Source organism: Pseudomonas sp. 300 (genome assembly GCF_055803035.1).
On the sequence record NZ_JAVLRV010000001.1, the window covers coordinates 765,281 to 783,680 of the forward strand.

12 protein-coding genes are annotated in these 18,400 nt (G+C 60.0%); 8 read left to right on the plus strand and 4 right to left on the minus strand.

All coding sequences use genetic code 11. From position 1 onward, the window contains the following. The first annotated feature begins 158 nt into the window (after positions 1–158). From recC to yfiB, 6 genes are all read left to right on the plus strand, one after another. Complete coding sequence (gene recC / locus Q7W83_RS03485) at positions 159–3,611, plus strand: exodeoxyribonuclease V subunit gamma (RefSeq protein ID WP_473655676.1); 3,453 nt, start codon at positions 159–161, stop codon at positions 3,609–3,611. Beyond that, complete coding sequence (gene recB, locus Q7W83_RS03490; RefSeq protein WP_473655677.1) at positions 3,608–7,300, plus strand: exodeoxyribonuclease V subunit beta; 3,693 nt, start codon at positions 3,608–3,610, stop codon at positions 7,298–7,300. Before recC ends, recB begins: the two co-directional genes overlap by 4 nt. Next, positions 7,297–9,405 (plus strand): exodeoxyribonuclease V subunit alpha, encoded by a 2,109-nt coding sequence (recD, locus tag Q7W83_RS03495; protein ID WP_473655678.1) that lies wholly within the window; start codon positions 7,297–7,299, stop codon positions 9,403–9,405. The genes recB and recD overlap by 4 nt, the downstream gene beginning before the upstream one ends. Before the next feature lie 120 nt (positions 9,406–9,525). Further along, positions 9,526–10,101, plus strand: a complete 576-nt coding sequence (gene yfiR, locus Q7W83_RS03500) for a regulatory sequestration protein YfiR (protein ID WP_150634438.1) — start codon at positions 9,526–9,528, stop codon at positions 10,099–10,101. Further along, positions 10,098–11,366, plus strand: coding sequence for a diguanylate cyclase DgcN/YfiN (gene dgcN, locus Q7W83_RS03505; RefSeq protein WP_473655679.1), 1,269 nt, complete (start codon positions 10,098–10,100; stop codon positions 11,364–11,366). Before yfiR ends, dgcN begins: the two co-directional genes overlap by 4 nt. 5 nt (positions 11,367–11,371) lie before the next feature. Continuing rightward, positions 11,372–11,866 (plus strand): outer membrane lipoprotein YfiB, encoded by a 495-nt coding sequence (yfiB, locus tag Q7W83_RS03510; RefSeq protein WP_150640047.1) that lies wholly within the window; start codon positions 11,372–11,374, stop codon positions 11,864–11,866. Here yfiB and Q7W83_RS03515 read toward each other — a convergent pair. Continuing rightward, entirely contained in the window at positions 11,863–12,810 is a 948-nt protein-coding gene (locus Q7W83_RS03515; RefSeq protein WP_150640046.1) for a LysR family transcriptional regulator, read from the minus strand. The genes yfiB and Q7W83_RS03515 overlap by 4 nt on opposite strands. A 149-nt stretch (positions 12,811–12,959) precedes the next feature. On the opposite strand from Q7W83_RS03515, the gene Q7W83_RS03520 reads away from it, so the two are divergent. Together Q7W83_RS03520 and mmsB are read left to right on the plus strand one after the other, a co-directional pair. Continuing rightward, on the plus strand, positions 12,960–14,486 hold the full coding sequence (locus Q7W83_RS03520; protein ID WP_150634443.1) for a CoA-acylating methylmalonate-semialdehyde dehydrogenase: 1,527 nt from the start codon (positions 12,960–12,962) through the stop codon (positions 14,484–14,486). Between the two features lie 10 nt (positions 14,487–14,496). Next, a complete protein-coding gene (mmsB, locus tag Q7W83_RS03525) occupies positions 14,497–15,384 on the plus strand; it encodes a 3-hydroxyisobutyrate dehydrogenase (protein WP_150640045.1) in 888 nt (295 codons plus the stop codon). A 157-nt stretch (positions 15,385–15,541) separates the two neighbouring features. Here the strand turns inward: mmsB and Q7W83_RS03530 are convergent, their stop codons facing one another. From Q7W83_RS03530 to Q7W83_RS03540, 3 genes are all read right to left on the minus strand, one after another. Further along, positions 15,542–15,886, minus strand: coding sequence for a cupin domain-containing protein (locus tag Q7W83_RS03530; protein WP_008024653.1), 345 nt, complete (start codon positions 15,884–15,886; stop codon positions 15,542–15,544). 163 nt (positions 15,887–16,049) lie between these two features. Continuing rightward, on the minus strand, positions 16,050–17,453 hold the full coding sequence (locus tag Q7W83_RS03535; RefSeq protein WP_150634445.1) for an amino acid permease: 1,404 nt from the start codon (positions 17,451–17,453) through the stop codon (positions 16,050–16,052). A gap of 103 nt (positions 17,454–17,556) precedes the next feature. Next, positions 17,557–18,400: LysR family transcriptional regulator (locus Q7W83_RS03540; RefSeq protein WP_473655680.1), on the minus strand; the 844-nt coding region annotated here is incomplete at its 5' end.

Consider the following 18,400-nt stretch of genomic DNA (forward strand, 5'->3'; position numbering starts at 1 on the left):
GATTAAATTCCGAAACCCCTATCTGCGTATGCAGGTAGGGGTTTTGTTTTGTCCGCAGGAAAGTTCGTACAGCATTACCGGACAGCTCCCGGCTGTCACAGTCTCCCGACAATGCTAAGGTTCGGCCCTAGCTTTTGTATTTTTCCAAGGAAGCCTTTATGCCGGACGCGACGTCCCTCAGTGCTGGTTTTATGGTGGTTCACGGTAACCGCCTGGACGAGTTGCGCAGCCTGGTGGTCAGCTGGATGCGGCGATACCCGCTGGCTCCCTTGGAAAATGAAATCGCTCTGGTGCAGAGTAACGGTATCGCCCAGTGGCTAAAGCTGGCACTGGCGGAAGACCCGGAAGAGGACGATATGGGCGGCTGCGGAATCGCCGCAGCCATCGACGTGCAGTTGCCGGGCAGCTTTATGTGGCAGCTCTATCGCATGGTGCTTGGCCGGGACGAAATTCCCGCCAAGTCGTTGCTTGATAAGGCCCCGCTGACCTGGCGACTCATGCGACTGCTTCCGCAGTTGATAGATCAGCCACACTTCGAGCCTCTGCAACGCTTTCTCACCAATGACACCGATTTGCGCAAACGCTATCAATTGGCCGAGCGACTGGCTGACCTGTTCGACCAATATCAGGTGTACCGAGCCGACTGGCTTGAAGACTGGGCTGAAGGTCGTCATCAGTTACGCAACGGTCGGGGTGAAGCGAAACCCTTGACCCCGGCCAACTGCTGGCAAGCGGAATTGTGGCGTGCGTTGTTGCTGGATGTGGGGGAACAAGGCATGGCGCAAAGTCGTGCCGGTGTCCATCAGCGGTTTGTCGAGCGCATCAACAACCTCGATGTAGCGCCCGCCGGATTACCGTCCCGGGTTATCGTTTTCGGGATTTCTTCGCTTCCCGCTCAGGCTCTGGAAGCTCTCGCCGGGTTGGCTCGTTTCAGCCAGGTTTTGCTCTGCGTACACAACCCATGTCGTCACCATTGGGCGGACATCGTCGCCGATAAAGACCTGTTACGGCATCAATACAAACGTCAGGCCCGCAAGAGTGGTATGCCGGTCGTGCTGGATCCGCAAACCCTGCATCAGCATGCCCATCCGCTGCTGGCTGCTTGGGGTAAACAGGGGCGGGACTACATCAACCTGCTGGACAGTTACGACGATCCCAACAGCTATCGCTCGGCGTTTCGTGACGGGCGCATTGACCTGTTCAGTGACAGCGAGCCACAAAACCTGCTGAACCAACTCCAGGACGACATCCTCGAATTGCGTCCTCTGAATGAAACGCGCGAACGCTGGCCAGCAGTCGATCCAGACGCAGATCAATCGATCCGTTTTCACATTGCCCACAGTGCCCAACGAGAAGTAGAGATACTCCACGATCAGTTGCTCGCACGCTTTAGTGCTGACCCTGACTTAAGACCGCGCGACGTTATCGTGATGGTCCCGGACATCGACAGTTATGCGCCACATATTCGCGCTGTATTCGGCCAGCTTGAACGCCATGACCCACGCTTCATTCCGTTCACGCTCGCCGATCAAGGCCAGCGCGGTCGTGACCCACTGCTGATTGCTGTCGAACACCTGCTAAAACTTCCCGACAGTCGTTTCCCCGTCAGCGAGATCCTCGATCTGCTGGACGTTCCTGCATTGCGTGCTCGCTTTGGTGTGGAAGAGCGAGACCTGCCGACCCTGCATCGCTGGATCGAAGGCGCTGGCATCCGTTGGGGCATGAGCGCCGAGCAACGAGCGGGGCTTGGATTGCCGCAGGAACTGGAGCAAAACAGTTGGCGTTTCGGTTTACGGCGGATGTTGCTGGGGTATGCAGTCGGCAGCGCCAGTGCCTGCCAAGGTATCGAGCCCTACGACGAGATTGGTGGTCTGGATGCCGCGCTGATAGGTCCTTTGGTGGCGCTCCTGGATGCACTTGAAATTGCTCACCAGGAACTCACGCGCCCTGCGCCACCCAACCAATGGAGGATGAGGCTGCAAGCGTTGGTGCAGTTGTTTTTCCAGGCCAGTAACGAGCATGACGACTACTTGCTCGCTCAACTCGAAGAGTTGCGTGAAACCTGGCTTGAGACCTGTGAGTCGGTCGGTTTGCACGATCAGTTGCCGTTGACCGTGGTTCGTGAAGCCTGGCTGGCCGGTCTCGATCAGGGGCGCTTGTCCCAGCGTTTTCTCGCGGGTGCGGTGAACTTCTGCACCTTGATGCCCATGCGTGCGATCCCGTTCAAACTGGTCTGTCTGCTCGGCATGAATGATGGTGATTATCCGCGTGCGCAACCGCCACTGGACTTCGACCTGATGGGCAGCGATTACCGACCGGGTGATCGCTCCCGGCGCGAAGACGATCGCTATCTGTTGTTGGAAGCGCTTCTGTCAGCACGTAATCAGCTCTACATCAGTTGGGTTGGTCGCAGCATTCGCGATAACAGCGAACGCCCGGCTTCTGTGCTGATTGGCCAACTCCGCGATCATCTGGCCAGTGGATGGCGACTGCACAATGCCGATGAGAATTTGCTGGAGGCAATGACTCAAGAGCACCCATTACAGCCTTTCAGTGCCCGCTATTTCCATGAAGGCGACGACTTGTTCAGCTACGCCAGCGAATGGCAGGTGCTTCATCAAGCCATTGAGTCGGTAACCGATAATGGCATCCTCGCCCCCTATGTCCAGGAAGAGCCGCTCAGCCTCGGCCAACTGCAGGATTTTCTGCGTAACCCGGTGCGACACTTCTTCAGCCAGCGGCTGAAGGTATTCTTTGAAGCGGCTGAAGTGCCCTTGGCCGATGAAGAGCCATTTGTCCTCGACGCACTGCAACGTTACAGCCTCAGCGACAGTTTGCTCGGCGCCGCGCTGGAGCACTTGGATCAGTCCGATCAGGCTCTGGCGTCGCAGGCCAAACGTCTGCAAAACAGCGGCCTGTTGCCTATGGCGGGTTTTGGCGAATGTCTGCAGCGGGAGTTGATCGAGCCCTTGCCGGATCTGCTGCAGCGCTATCAACAGCTTCTAGCCTTATGGCCGACACCGCTCACCAGCGCTTTGCCTGTGAGTCTTGAGTTGCAGGGCCTGCGGCTTGAAGGTTGGCTCAGCGGTCTGCATCAGCGAGCTGACGGTGGATTACTGTCGGTCACCACGATTCCCAATAGCATCGGTTCTATCAAGTCTCGCAAATGGCATCGTCTGACACGGTCATGGGTCAATCATCTAGTTGCCAGCGCCAGTGGAATGGCGATGACCACTGCACTGGTGGCCAGTGACGACAGCCTGCTGCTCGGTCCCATGGAGAAGGACGTTGCATTCCGTACCTTGAGTGACCTGCTGATGGCTTGGCAAACAGGCATGCGCCAACCGCTACCCATTGCAGTCAAAACCGCATTTGCATGGTTAGCCCAGACTGATCCAGCCAAAGCCGACGCCGCCGCTCGCAAAGCCTATGAAGGCGACGGTCTGACCACCGACGGCGAACGCCGCGAAAGTCCTGCGCTCGCGCGTCAGTTCGCTGACTATGACGCATTGATTGCCGATGAGACCTTCGCCGATTGGTGCAACGCCTTGTACAAGCCGATGCTGGAAGCTTCCTGGCGCTCATTGACCCGCGAGGAGGCACGCTCATGACCTCCCAGACACCGTTGGCCCTGGCGTTTCCACTGCGCGGCAGTCAACTGATCGAGGCCAGTGCCGGGACCGGCAAGACCTTCACTATTTCCGCGTTGTACCTGCGACTGGTCTTGGGCCACGGCGGGGAGTCGAGCGGTTTTGGGCGTGAGCTGTTACCGCCGCAAATCCTCGTTGTGACCTTCACCGACGCTGCGACCAAAGAATTGCGCGAACGTATTCGAACGCGTCTTGCCGAAGCTGCACGGTTTTTTCGCGATGAAACACCGTCGCCGGATGCCCTGATTGCAGAACTGCGCGAACAGTACCTTCCCGAGCAGTGGCCCGGATGCGCAAACCGTCTGGACATCGCCGCCCAGTGGATGGACGAAGCGGCTGTCTCGACCATCCACAGTTGGTGTCAGCGCATGTTGCGCGAACACGCGTTCGACAGTGGCAGCCTGTTTACCCAGACCCTGGAAACCGATCACAGTGATTTGCTCGGCGAGGTGCTGCGCGACTACTGGCGATTGTTTTGTTACCCGATGCAAGGTGATGCCCTCAATTGGGTGCGCGGTAATTGGGGCGGTCCGGCGGCCCTCTTGCCGCGAGTTCGTGGTTTGTTCGCCAGTGAACGCAACAGCGCTGAAGGAAAAGAACCGGTTGAACTGATCACTGAGTGTCTGCAGGAGCGACGGGCTGCGTTGCTCGAACTCAAAATGCCTTGGCGTCAATGGGCGGACGAGTTGCTTGCCATCTGTCATGAGGGCGTCGCGAGCAAAAGCGTCGACGGTCGAAAGATGCAGGCACGCTATTTCGAACCCTGGTTCGAAAAGATAAAAGCCTGGGCTGAAGATGAATTACTCGAGCAGTTGGATATTGGCACCGGTTTCACTCGCCTGACGCCTGACGGAATGGCTGAGGCCTGGAAAAAGGGCGAGGTGCCCAATCACCCGGGGCTGGACGCAATGCCTGGCCTCAAGGCCAGTCTCGATGGTTTGCCGACCCCTGATGCGGCAGTCCTGCAACACGCCGCTCAGTGGGTGGGCGCGCGATTCGAGGAAGAAAAGCGTCGCCGCGCGGAAATGGGTTTCGATGACATGCTGCTGCGCCTCGATGCCGCATTGCAAGCCGAGGGCGGCGAACGTTTGGCAACCCTGATCCGCGAACAATTCCCGGTGGCATTGATCGACGAATTCCAGGATACCGACCCGGTTCAATACCAGATATTCGAAAGCATCTATCGCATCGAGGACAATAATCCTGAATGCGGCCTGTTCCTGATCGGCGACCCGAAGCAGGCGATTTATGCCTTCCGTGGTGCCGACATCTATACCTATCTGCGTGCCCGTCAGGCCACCACTGGCCGGCTGCATACCCTGGGCACCAACTTTCGTTCCAGCCATGGCATGGTCGATGCGGTGAACCATGTGTTCGAGCGCGCCGAGTCGCGGGAAGCGGGGCGGGGTGCATTTCTGTTCCGTGAAAAAAATGGCGAAACCCCCGTGCCGTTCCTGCCGGTCGCCTCCCAGGGACGCAAAGAAGTGCTTCATGTTGATGGTCAGGTTGTACCGGCTCTGAATATCTGGCATCTGTCCGCCGATCAACCATTGTCTGGCGCCGTTTACCGACAACAACTGGCCGCGGCTTGCGCCAGCGAAATCACCGCTCTGCTCAATGGCGGGCAACAAGGCAGGGCGGGTTTCATCCAGGATGGCAAGGATTTCAAAGGCTTGCTGCCCGCGGATATTGCAATCCTGGTGCGCGACGGTAAAGAGGCCCAGGCGGTGCGCGCCGAACTCACGACCCGTGGCGTGCGCAGCGTGTACCTGTCGGACAAGGACTCGGTGTTCGCCGCACAGGAAGCTCACGACCTGCTGAGCTGGCTCAAGGCCTGCGCCGAGCCGGATGTCGAGCGTCCGCTGCGAGCGGCGCTGGCCTGCATCACGCTGAATCTGTCGCTGGCTGAACTGGAGCGCTTGAATCAGGACGAGTTGGCGTGGGAAGCGCGGGTCATGCAGTTCCGCGGTTATCGCGAACTCTGGCGCAAACAGGGTGTGCTGCCAATGCTGCGTCGCTTGCTGCATGACTTCCAGCTACCTCAGGCACTGATCGCGCGAAGCGACGGCGAGCGTGTGCTGACCAACCTGCTGCATCTGTCCGAATTGCTGCAACAGGCGGCTGCCGAACTCGATGGCGAGCAAGCGCTGATCCGCCATTTATCCGAACATCTGGCGTTGTCCGGTCAGGCTGGGGAAGAACAGATCCTGCGTCTGGAGAGCGACGAGCAACTGGTCAAGGTCGTGACCATTCACAAGTCCAAGGGGCTTGAGTATCCGTTGGTGTTCCTGCCGTTCGTGTGTTCGGCGAAGCCGGTCGACGGCAGCCGTTTGCCGCTGCATTACCACGACGAGACCGGCAGGGCTCAAGTGACGTTGAAGCCAACGCCCGAGTTGATCGCACTGGCCGATGATGAGCGACTGGCCGAGGATCTGCGTTTACTTTATGTGGCCCTGACCCGTGCACAACATGCCTGTTGGCTCGGTGTTACGGACCTCAAACGCGGCAATAACAACAGCTCGGTGCTGCACCTTTCGGCATTGGGTTATTTGCTGGGCGGTGGTGCGCCATTGGCTGAATCAGCGGGTTTGACGCGTTGGCTTGAAGACTTGCAGCAGGACTGTCCGGCGCTGGACTGCAGTGAAATGCCTGAAGAAACCGCCGAGCATTACCACCCGCCGCAGAACGATGCGACATTGCTTGCTCCGCTGATCCCCAAGCGCAAGGCCAGCGAAAACTGGTGGATTGCCTCCTACAGCGCCTTGCGCATTGGCGACAGCCTGAGCGTGGGCAGTGACGAAGCCCCGGAAAATCCGCAAGCGCAAAAGCTGTTTGACGACGAGCGCCTTGATCCGGAGGCGCCGCGAGAAGTGGTCGCCGGCGGTGCCGATATCCATCGCTTTCCTCGGGGGCCGAATCCCGGCACCTTTCTCCATGGCTTGCTGGAATGGGCCGGTAACGAAGGTTTTGCCGCCACGCCACAAGCCGTGGAAGACGCCATTGCCCGTCGCTGCAACCGTCGTGGCTGGGAAGGCTGGATCACCACGCTGAGCGATTGGCTGCAGCACCTGCTCAAGTCCCCGCTGCACATTGGCGCCGGAAAGGCGCCCGTGATATTCGAGCAATTGACCCAGTACCGCGTCGAGATGGAATTCTGGTTCGCCAGCCATAAAGTCGATGTGCTCAAACTTGATGAACTGGTCCGCCAATACACCCACAACGGCGTTGCCCGTGTTGCCGCCGAACCGGTGCTGCTCAACGGCATGTTCAAAGGTTTCATCGACCTGACATTCGAGCATGACGGTCGCTACTACGTCGCCGATTACAAATCCAACTGGCTGGGCGTCGATGACATGGCCTATACCGAGCAAGCCATGGAACAGTCGATTCTGGACAACCGCTACGACCTTCAATATGTGCTGTACCTGCTGGCCCTGCACCGCCAGCTCAAGGCACGGCTTGCCGATTACGATTACGACCGGCATGTCGGTGGTGCGCTGTATCTGTTCCTGCGTGGCACCCGCGCATCCAGTCAGGGCGTGTATTTCGCCCGTCCGCCAAGAGCGCTGATCGAGCGTCTGGATCGCCTGTTCCAGGGCAAGCCAGAACCCAAGGCCGAACCCGCCTGGGAACAGGGAGTACTGCTATGAGTCGCACCTTCGCCGATTTGCTGCCGACGCCATTGGCAGCGGAAAGTCTGGCGAGTCTGGCATCGTTGAGTCGCGCCGATGACTTGTTGCTGTTGCTCACCCGCTGGGTCGAACGTGGCTGGTTGCGAGCGCTGGACAAGGCCTTCGTTGCGTTCTTGCACGAACTCGCTCCCGACGATGATCCACTGGTGCTGCTGGCAGCAGCATTGACCAGTCATCAATTGGGCCACGGCCATGTCTGCCTGGACCTGTTCGAGACCCTGAAAGAGCCGGACTTCGCGTTGTCCTTGCCACCAGAAGGCGATCTGCAAAGTGGCGCGATGCTGCTGCCATCACAATTGCTTGAGGCGCTGGACGGCGCCCATTGGTGCAAGGTGCTGGCCGCCAGCAATCTGGTCGCGTTGGCAGCCGATAGCAGTGAAGCAGCCCAACAACGGCCGTTGGTACTTTCAGGAAAACGCCTTTACCTGCGACGCTACTGGACCTATGAGCGGCGTATCGATGATGCCCTGCGTCTGCGTCTGGCCGAACACGAAACAACGCCGGACGATCTGTCCCAACGTCTTGCCGGTCTGTTCGGTCCGGCCAGGCCTGGCGAGGTGATCGACTGGCAGAAACTCGCGTGTGCCTTGGCGACCCGCAGTGCCTTCAGCATCGTCACCGGCGGCCCGGGGACGGGCAAGACCACCACGGTCGTGCGCTTGCTCGCATTGCTTCAGGCGCCAGCGGTGGAGGCTGGCAAACCACTGCGTATCCGTCTCGCCGCCCCCACCGGGAAAGCTGCGGCACGGTTGACGGAATCGATCAGCCAACAAGTCCGGACGCTGGAAGTCGCTGAAGCCGTACGAGATAAAATTCCGTCAGACGTTACCACCGTGCACCGTCTGCTCGGCAGTCGGCCCGGTACGCGACATTTCCGGCATCACGCCGGTAATCGTTTACCGCTGGATGTGCTGGTTGTGGATGAAGCCTCGATGATCGACCTAGAGATGATGGCCAATCTTCTCGACGCGATGCCGGCCCATGCCCGCCTGATTCTGCTGGGTGACAAGGACCAACTGGCCTCGGTGGAAGCCGGCGCCGTGCTGGGGGATCTGTGCCGCGACGCCGAGGCCGGTTGGTACAGCCCGCAGACGCGTCAATGGCTGGAAACAGTCAGTGGTGAAAACCTTGCAGCCAGTGGGTTGCACGAAGACACTCACGGGACTCATCCACTGGCCCAGCAAGTGGTGATGCTGCGCCATTCGCGCCGGTTCGGCGAGGGTAGCGGGATTGGCCAACTGGCGCGCTGGGTCAACCGGCAACAACCCGAAGAAGCTCGCCAATTGCTGGCGGCTCGAAGCCACGGCGATGTATTTTCCCTGCCCCTCAAGGGTGAACAGGACCGGGCGCTGGAGCGCTTGTTGCTCGAAGGCCATGGTGATGGGCCGCAAGGCTACCGGCATTACCTCAGTCTGCTGCGCCACCTGCGGCCACCGCTCGACAGCTCGCTCGATGATTCACGCTGGACTGATTGGGCGCGTCAGGTGTTGCAAGCCTTCGACGCCTTCCAGCTGCTGTGCGCCGTACGCAAAGGGCCGTGGGGTGTGGAGGGCTTGAATCAGCGCGTGACCGACGCGTTGCTCAAGGCCCGATTGATCGACAGCAATCAGCAGTGGTACGAAGGCCGGCCGGTGCTGATGACCCGCAACGACTATGGCTTGGGTTTGATGAACGGCGACATCGGCATTGCCCTCAAGCTGCCTGAGCGCGATGGCCCCGAGGCGGGTCGTCAGGTCTTGCGCGTGGCTTTCCCGCGCAATGATGGCCAGGGTGGCGTGCGCTTTGTCCTGCCGAGCCGTCTCAATGATGTCGAAACCGTGTACGCCATGACCGTGCACAAATCCCAGGGCTCCGAGTTTGCCCATACGGCGTTGATTCTGCCGGACGCCCTGAACCCGGTTCTGACCAAGGAGCTGATCTATACCGGCATAACCCGAGCGAAGGACTGGTTCACGTTGATCGAACCGCGGACGGGAGTGTTTGAAGAGGCGGTGCGGCGCAAGGTCAAGCGGTTGAGCGGGTTGATGCTGGAGTTGGACGAGGCTGTCGAGCCGAGGCAATAAAGGGCGACGGCACCGGACGTTGGAAACCGTCCAAAGCGCCGTCGTACGTGGCCTCGCGGGTGTTTCGACGCTGTGCTATCGTTGTGGCACCCTCCCGGTAAGATCGAAGAGAATCCCTGCATGAAGTTGGCTGTCTGGATGACAGAGTGCGTCGCTGGCTGCAAGCAAGCCGTACTTGCAGGCTTTCTCTGTTTGCTGAGCGGCTTCGTTTTCGCTCAACCGCAAACCCCTCCAGGCATGGCCGACCAGCGTGCCAAATCCGTCACACAGGTGGTACTCGGGATACTCAGTTATGCCCGTTGGCCTGTTGAACCCGCACAACTTCGTTTGTGCGTCGTTGGCCCCACCGAATACACCGATGACCTGGTCAAGGGCACCACCCAGGCCACGGGCCGACCTGTTGTCGTACGCCGCCTGCTCGCCGACAACCCATCCATTGTCGGTGAGTGCGACGCGGTGTACATCGGCAAATTGACCCGCGAAGAGCGCAGCCGGCTGTTCGCTTCGCTGACCGGGCACCCCGTGTTGAGCATCAGCGAAAGCGACGATCAATGCACCGTCGGCAGTCTGTTCTGTTTGCGCGTCGGCGATGAACAAGTGTCCTTCGAGGTCAACCTCGATTCCGTGGCCCGCAGCGGCGTGCGAATTCATCCAAGTGTGCTGCAACTGTCCCGCCGCAAGCCGGCGGCGCCATGAGGTTATTCAAGCCGGGCAGTCGCCCGACCTTGCGTTCGGTCATTGGCCGCGGTCATTTGATCGTCGCGCTGGTCGGCGTGGCCATGGCCAGCATCTCGCTGACGCTGCTCGGCGTTCTGGCGTTGCGGGTTTATGCCGACCACAACCTGCACCTGATCGCGCGCTCCATCAACTACACCGTGGAAGCGGCCGTGGTGTTCAACGATAAAGCCGCTGCCACCGAAGCGCTGGCACTGATCGCCTCTACCGAAGAAGTGGCGGATGCCCAAGTGCTGGACGAGCAAGGCAAGTTGTTGGCACGTTGGCAGCGGCCCGAAACCGGATTGTTCTCTGATCTCGAAATGCAGATGGCCAAAGCCTTTCTGGAAAAACCCATCAGCATGCCGATCATCCACCAAGGTCAGGACATCGGCAGCATCCTGCTGATCGGCCACGGTGGCAGCCTGATGCGCTTCTTGCTCAGCGGTCTGGTGGGCATCGTTCTGTGCACCGCCGCCAGTGCCTGGGTGGCGCTTTATCTGGCTCGCCGACAACTGCGCGGGATCACCGGCCCGCTGCGCAGTCTGGCTTCCGTGGCGCACGCCGTGCGCAGCGAACGTGCCTTCGACCTGCGTGTGCCACCCGCCGACATCGCCGAACTCGACAACCTGGGCAATGACTTCAATGCCCTGCTCGATGAACTCGAATCCTGGCAGACTCACCTGCAAAGCGAGAATGAAACCCTCGCCCATCAGGCCAGTCATGACAGCCTCACCGGGTTGCCGAACCGTGCGTTTTTCGAAGGCCGATTGATTCGCGCGCTGCGCAACGCCAACAAGCTCAACGAGCGAGTAGCGGTGCTGTTTCTGGACAGTGACCGGTTCAAGCAAATCAACGACACCTTCGGTCACGCCGCCGGCGACGCAGTGTTGGTCGCGGTCGCCAATCGGGTTCGTGCTCAATTGCGCGAAGAGGATCTGGTGGCGCGTCTGGGGGGGGATGAGTTTGCTGTCCTGCTGACACCGCTGAACAAGACCGAAGACGCCGAGCGGATCGCCGATAAAATCATCGCGAGCATGGACGTGCCGATTCCGTTGCCGGGTCATACTCAGGTTTTGACTACTCTGAGCATTGGCATTGCCGTGTACCCGGATCATGGTGCTACACCGGGTGCTCTGCTCAATGCTGCTGATGCGGCCATGTACCAGGCCAAACGTTTTTCCAGAGGTGCGCAGCACACGTCAGGGGCGGAGCACCCTGTCGCCGATGTTCAATCCAGGAGCTGATTTTCGTGTTCTCATTCAATCTGCGATTTCTCTCGATCCCCTTATTCATCGCCTTGCTGGCACTGACCGGTTGCCAGACGGCGCCACAAAAAGGTCTGAGTCCGGCACAGGTCGCAGTACTCAAACAGCAAGGTTTCGAGTTGACCGACGAGGGTTGGGCGTTTGGCTTGTCCGGCAAAGTGTTGTTTGGCAGTGATGTCGAAAGCCTGAACCCGCAGAGCACCGAGATCGTCGAGCGCATTGGCAAGGCGTTGCTGGGGGTCGGAATCGATCGGGTTCGTGTCGATGGTCACACCGACGCTTCGGGCAAAGAGACCTACAACGAACAGCTGTCTCTGCGCCGCTCGAACAGCGTCGGCAAAGTACTGAGCGCGGTCGGCATGAAAGAGCAGAATATCCAGGTACGAGGCCTTGGCAGCAGTGAGCCCGTTGCCTCCAACGACACCGCGACCGGTCGAACCGAGAACCGCCGGGTGTCGATTGTGGTCAGCGCCGATTAGTCGGTGAACACCATGTCCCGCCGTTCACCCATCAACAGCCCCTGATTCAACTCAGTCACCTCCCGGATGTAATCCCACAACAGGGTAATCCGCTTGAGCTTGCGCAGGTCCTCCCGGCAGTACATCCAGAACTGCCGGGTGATGTTGATTTCCTCCGGCAACACCGGCAGTAACCGCGGATCCTGCGCGGCGAGGAAGCACGGCAGAATCGCCAGCGAGCGTCCTTGCTGCGCCGCGACGAACTGCGCAATCACGCTGGTGCTGCGCAAGTTGGCGCTGGCGCCGGGCAGCACGTTCGCCAGGTACAACAGCTCGGAGCTGAAGGCCAGGTCGTCGACATAACTGATGAATGAGTGCTTGCCCAAGTCTGTCGGGCGGCGGATCGGTGGATGTTTGTCCAGATAGTCCTGGGTCGCATATAGCTGCAATTTGTAGTCGCAGAGTTTGCAGCAGACATACGGGCCATGCTCCGGGCGCTCCAGGGCGATGACGATGTCCGCCTCGCGTTTGGACAGACTGATGAAGTGCGGCAGCGGCAGGATGTCCACCGAGATCGCCGGGTAGGCGTCGACGAAATGGCTCAGCTGCGGGGTGATGAAAAAGCTGCCGAACCCTTCCGTGCAGCCCATCCGTACGTGGCCGGACAACGCCACGCCGGAGCCGGAAACCTGTTCGCACGCCATGTGCAGCGTGCTTTCGATCGACTCGGCGTAACCCAGTAAACGCTGACCTTCCGCCGTCAGGACAAAACCGCTGGTCCGGGACTTCTCGAACAGCAACGTGCCCAATGCCGCTTCCAGCGAACTGATACGCCGCGACACCGTGGTGTAGTCCACCGCCAGGCGCTTGGCCGCGGTGCTGGCCTTGCGGGTGCGAGCGACTTCGAGGAAAAACTTGAGGTCATCCCAATTCAGTGAACCTAAAGACGTGATGTTTTTTTGCATGATGGACCGGCTTTTATGTGCGTTCTTATTAGAAGTTTGCACATCTATACTCCAAAAACAGTCCGACAACCAATTCGCGACACACGCCTCATCTCAAGGCGACTTAGCCGCCTTGGCTCCCTGCATAACAACAAGTCCAGGAGACCAGCATGAACGCATCGCTCACGCCCAACGAAACCACTGTCCAGAACGTCAAGCTGTTGATCGACGGCGAGTGGGTCGAGTCCCAGACCACCGAGTGGCACGACATCGTCAACCCGGCGACTCAGCAAGTGCTGGCCAAGGTTCCGTTCGCTACGGCCTCGGAAGTCGACGCCGCGATCAGCGCCGCCCATCGCGCCTTCCAGACCTGGAAGCTGACGCCGATCGGCGCCCGCATGCGCATCATGCTCAAGCTTCAGGCGTTGATCCGCGAACACTCCAAGCGTATCGCCGTGGTCCTGAGCAACGAACAGGGCAAAACCATTGCCGACGCTGAAGGCGATATTTTCCGAGGCCTGGAAGTCGTCGAACACGCGTGCTCCATCGGCACCCTGCAAATGGGCGAGTTCGCCGAGAACGTCGCGGGCGGCGTCGATACCTACACCCTGCGTCAGCCAATCGGCGTGTGCGCCGGCATCACCCCGTTCAACTTCCCGGCAATGATTCCGCTGTGGATGTTCCCGATGGCCATCGCCTGCGGCAACACCTTCGTACTCAAACCGTCCGAACAGGACCCGATGTCGACCATGTTGTTGGTGGAGCTGGCGATCGAGGCCGGTGTTCCGGCGGGCGTGCTCAATGTGGTTCACGGCGGCAAGGACGTGGTGGACGCCCTCTGCACTCATAAAGACATCAAGGCGGTTTCCTTCGTCGGTTCGACCGCCGTCGGTACTCACGTTTATGACCTGGCCGGTAAACACGGCAAGCGTGTGCAATCGATGATGGGCGCGAAAAACCACGCCGTGGTACTGCCGGATGCCAATCGCGAACAAGCGCTGAATGCGCTGGTCGGTGCCGGTTTCGGTGCCGCCGGTCAGCGTTGCATGGCCACCTCGGTGGTGGTGCTGGTGGGCGCGGCCAAGCAATGGCTGCCAGACCTGAAAGCGCTGGCGCAGAAACTCAAGGTCAATGCCGGCAGCGAGCCGGGCACTGACGTCGGTCCAGTGATTTCCAAGCGCGCCAAAGCGCGGATTCTCGATCTGATCGAAAGCGGCATCAAGGAAGGCGCCAAGCTTGAGCTGGATGGTCGCGAGATCACGGTTCCTGGCTACGAGCAGGGTAACTTTGTCGGCCCGACCCTGTTCTCCGGCGTGACTACCGAGATGCAGATCTACACCCAGGAAATCTTCGGCCCGGTGCTGGTAGTGCTGGAAGTGAATACGCTCGATGAAGCCATCGCACTGGTCAACGCCAACCCGTTCGGCAACGGCACCGGCCTGTTCACCCAGAGCGGTGCGGCGGCGCGCAAATTCCAGAGCGAAATCGACGTGGGTCAGGTCGGCATCAACATCCCGATTCCAGTGCCGGTCCCGTTCTTCAGCTTCACCGGTTCGCGCGGTTCCAAACTCGGCGACCTCGGCCCGTATGGCAAGCAAGTGGTGCAGTTCTACACTCAGACCAAGACCGTCACCAGTCGCTGGTTCGATGACGACAGCGTCAACGACGGTGTGAACACCACCATCAACTTGCGTTAAGGAGCCGGACATGAAAATCGCTTTTATCGGTCTCGGCAACATGGGCGCGCCGATGGCGCGCAACCTGATCAAGGCTGGTCACGCACTGCGACTGGTTGATTTGAACAAAACCGTTCTGGCCGAGCTGGAACAACTGGGCGGCAGCATCAGCGCGACAGCCCGTGAAGCCGCTCAAGGCGCAGAACTGGTCATCACCATGCTGCCCGCCGCTGTGCACGTGCGCAGCGTTTGGCTGGGCGAGGACGGCGTGCTGGCGGGGATCGCCAAAGGCGTGCCGGCCGTGGATTGCAGCACCATCGATCCGCAAACGGCGCGTGATGTGGCCGCTGCGGCAGCCAAACAAGGCGTGGCCATGGCCGATGCGCCGGTATCGGGTGGCACGGGCGGCGCGGCGGCCGGGACGCTGACCTTTATGGTCGGTGCCACCCCCGAACTGTTTGCCACCCTGCAACCGGTGCTGGCGCAGATGGGGCGCAACATCGTCCACTGCGGCGAAGTCGGCACCGGGCAAATCGCCAAGATCTGCAACAACCTGCTGCTGGCGATCTCCATGGTCGGCGTCAGCGAAGCCATGGCGCTGGGCGATGCACTGGGGATCGACACTGGCGTGCTGGCCGGGATCATCAACAGTTCTACCGGGCGTTGCTGGAGTTCGGAGATGTACAACCCGTGGCCGGGCATCGTCGAAACGGCGCCGGCATCGCGCGGCTATACCGGTGGTTTTGGTGCCGAGCTGATGCTCAAGGATCTCGGACTTGCCACGGAAGCGGCACGTCAGGCGCACCAACCGGTGGTACTCGGCGCGGTGGCCCAGCAGTTGTATCAGGCGATGAGCCTGCGCGGGGAGGGGGGTAAAGACTTCTCGGCGATCATCAACAGCTATCGCAAACCGCAGTAAAACCTGGGTAAACCCTGTGGGAGCGAGCCTGCTCGCGATAGCGTTTGATCAGTCACCGTCAATGGTGACTGTGCTGATCCAATCGCGAGCAGGTATTGCATGTGTCCATCGACATTTACCGGGAAATCACGTCGGGTGATCTCCCGGTTTTTTTGCATCAGGCAAACACGAAATACTTGCGCACGGTTTCAACCACTTCCCACGTACCTTTCATGCCCGGCTCAATGACGAAAATATCGCCCGCGCGCAGATGGATCGGCTCTTTGCCTTCCGGGGTGATGATGCAGTAGCCCTCGCGGAAATCGCAGTATTCCCACTTCACGTATTCCACATACCACTTGCCCGGCGTGCAGATCCAGGTGCCCATGATCTTGCTGCCGTCTTCGCTGGTGTAGGCGTTGAGGTTGACGGTGTGCGGGTCGCCTTCGAGTTTTTCCCATTTGCAGGCATCAAGGACCGGCAGGGGGTGAGTGTCGCGAAGAACGGTAATCGGTGCGGACATGATGACTCCGAGCGTGAGGGATAACTGAAGTCGCACCGTATAGGGCTTGGTGGGGCATCAGTTGTCTGTGCTCGACATCGAGGTATCCAGAAACGCTGGTTCCACTGCGCGCTCAATAAAACGCCCCGGCATTCATCGAATGCCGGGGCGTTTTTTTATGCAGTCACTGAGTCACTGACAGCTTTCGGTGCCTGGCCATGCGCAGGCGGTAGCACCCGTAGATGACCAATACCCACACCGGCATGGCGTACACCGAGGCGCGCACGGGTGGAATCATCCAGATGACGCAGATGATCACGGCCATGAACGCCAGGCACAGATAATTGGTGTACGGCGACCAGAACGCCTTGAAGCCAGGCACGACGCCGCGCTGAACCATGGCCTTGCGGAACTTCAGGTGCGTCAGGCTGATCAGCGCCCAGTTGATCATCAGCGAGGCGACCACCAGCGCAAACAACAACTCAAGCGCTTCATGCGGCGCGACGTAGTTGACCAGCACCGCCAGCATGGTGATCAGCGCCGAGACGCCCAGTGCCAGCAACGGAACGCCTTGCTTGTTCAGTTTCATCAGCACTTTGGGGGCGTCGCCTTGTTCCGCCAGGCCGTAGAGCATGCGGCTGTTGCAGTAGACGCCGCTGTTGTAGACCGAGAGCGCGGCGGTGAGTACCACGAAGTTGAGGATCTGCGCGGCGGTGTCGCTGCCGATCAGGGCGAAAATCTGCACGAACGGACTGCCGCTGTAGGCATCGCCCGAAGCGCCCAGTGTTTGCAGCAGTTGGTCCCACGGGTACAGCGACAGCAACACGGTGAGTGCGCCGACGTAGAAGATCAGCACCCGATAAACCACTTGGTTGATGGCTTTGGGAATGACCTTGCGCGGCTCGCTGGCTTCAGCGGCGGTGATGCCGACCAGTTCCAGGCCGCCGAAGGAGAACATGATGAACGCCATCGCCATCAGCAGACCGCTGTAACCATTGGGAAAGAATCCGCCGTGGCTCCACAGGTTGCTCACCGATGCTTGCGGCCCGCCGGTGCCACTGAACAGCATGTAGCAGCCGAGGAGGATCATGCCGATGATGGCCACGACCTTGATGATCGCGAACCAGAACTCCATCTCGCCGAAGACTTTGACGTTCAGCGTGTTGATCAGGTTGACCAGCACGAAGAACACCGCTGCGCTGACCCAGGTCGGCACCTCCGGCCACCAGAACTGCACGTACTTGCCGACGGCGGTCAGCTCGGCCATGCCCACCAGCACATACAGGACCCAGTAGTTCCAGCCGGACAAGAAACCGGCAAAACCGCCCCAGTAGTTGTGAGCGAAGTGGCTGAAAGAGCCGGCCACGGGTTCCTCGACAATCATCTCGCCCAGTTGGCGCATGATCAGGAATGCGATGAAACCGGCAATCGCATAGCCGAGGATCATCGATGGTCCGGCGGATTTGAGCACTCCGGCAGAGCCCAGGAACAGCCCCGTACCAATGGCTCCGCCCAATGCGATCAGTTGAATGTGACGATTTTTCAACCCCCGCTTGAGCGTTGCCTGTTGCAAGATTTCATCCGCCATCTGGTTCCCTTTTGGTTGTTGTGGTCAGGCCTGATTTGAAAGGGCTGATATTACTCTGCGCGGTCCTCGTCATACAGGTGCCAGTTGGGCCAAACACTGGTGTTCAAGGCGCGCGCAACGCGTCGAGCAAGGCTCTGGCGTAAGCGGGCAGGCCAGTGAATGAGCGGGCGCACAACAACAGTTTGCGCTGCGCCCAGTCTTCCTTCAGGGCGAAGCGCTTGAACGATTGATCGACAGCCCGGCGCTGGATCGCCGCCAGCGGCACAATCGCCAGCCCGGCGCCGCGAGCGACCATGCGCATCACGCCGTCGAAGCCTTCTGCACGGATGCGGATTTGTAAGCGCATCCCCGCGTGCAGCGCCTGTTCTTCGAGGTACACCGCCAGCGCGCTATTGGCGTTCAGGCCCACGTAATCGTGATGCAGGGTGTCGCTGAAGTTGGGTGTCGCGCCGTTCGCCAGGGGATGGTCGGGCGGCATGATCAGCACCAGCGGATCATCGCGAAAGGGCAGGGTTTCGAGGGCGTGGGTGTCCACGGCGTCGGAGACGATGCCAAGGTCGGCCGCGCCCTGGCGCAGGGCGTGAGTGATACGGGCGCTGGGCAATTCCTGCAGGTCAATGTCGAGGTTGGGATGACGGCAGAGGAAGTCCGCCAGCACTTCCGGCAGGTACTCGGTGATTGCCGTGGTATTGCACAGTAAACGCACCTGACCTTTGACGCCTTTGGCGTATTCAGCCAGGTCCTGTTGCAGGCGGTCGGCGTGTTGCAGCAGCAGGCGGGCGTGTTGCGCCAGGGCTTTTCCGGCGGGCGTGAGGGTGACGCCGCGACGACCGCGCTCCAAAAAGTCGATGCCGAGCGAAGCCTCCATCGCACGGATTCGTGCGCTCGCCGCCGCCAGGGATAAATGGCTGCGAGCGGCGCCGGCGGTGATGTTGCCGGTGTCGAGG

Coding starts and splice junctions, on each gene's coding strand:
- Q7W83_RS03530 (WP_008024653.1), bottom strand. CDS start 15,886: ATGTCCGCACCGATTACCGTTCTTCGCGACACTCACCCCCTGCCGGTC.
- dgcN (WP_473655679.1), top strand. CDS start 10,098: ATGAGGTTATTCAAGCCGGGCAGTCGCCCGACCTTGCGTTCGGTCATT.
- mmsB (WP_150640045.1), top strand. CDS start 14,497: ATGAAAATCGCTTTTATCGGTCTCGGCAACATGGGCGCGCCGATGGCG.
- Q7W83_RS03515 (WP_150640046.1), bottom strand. CDS start 12,810: ATGCAAAAAAACATCACGTCTTTAGGTTCACTGAATTGGGATGACCTC.
- Q7W83_RS03520 (WP_150634443.1), top strand. CDS start 12,960: ATGAACGCATCGCTCACGCCCAACGAAACCACTGTCCAGAACGTCAAG.
- recD (WP_473655678.1), top strand. CDS start 7,297: ATGAGTCGCACCTTCGCCGATTTGCTGCCGACGCCATTGGCAGCGGAA.
- recB (WP_473655677.1), top strand. CDS start 3,608: ATGACCTCCCAGACACCGTTGGCCCTGGCGTTTCCACTGCGCGGCAGT.
- yfiR (WP_150634438.1), top strand. CDS start 9,526: ATGAAGTTGGCTGTCTGGATGACAGAGTGCGTCGCTGGCTGCAAGCAA.
- recC (WP_473655676.1), top strand. CDS start 159: ATGCCGGACGCGACGTCCCTCAGTGCTGGTTTTATGGTGGTTCACGGT.
- Q7W83_RS03535 (WP_150634445.1), bottom strand. CDS start 17,453: ATGGCGGATGAAATCTTGCAACAGGCAACGCTCAAGCGGGGGTTGAAA.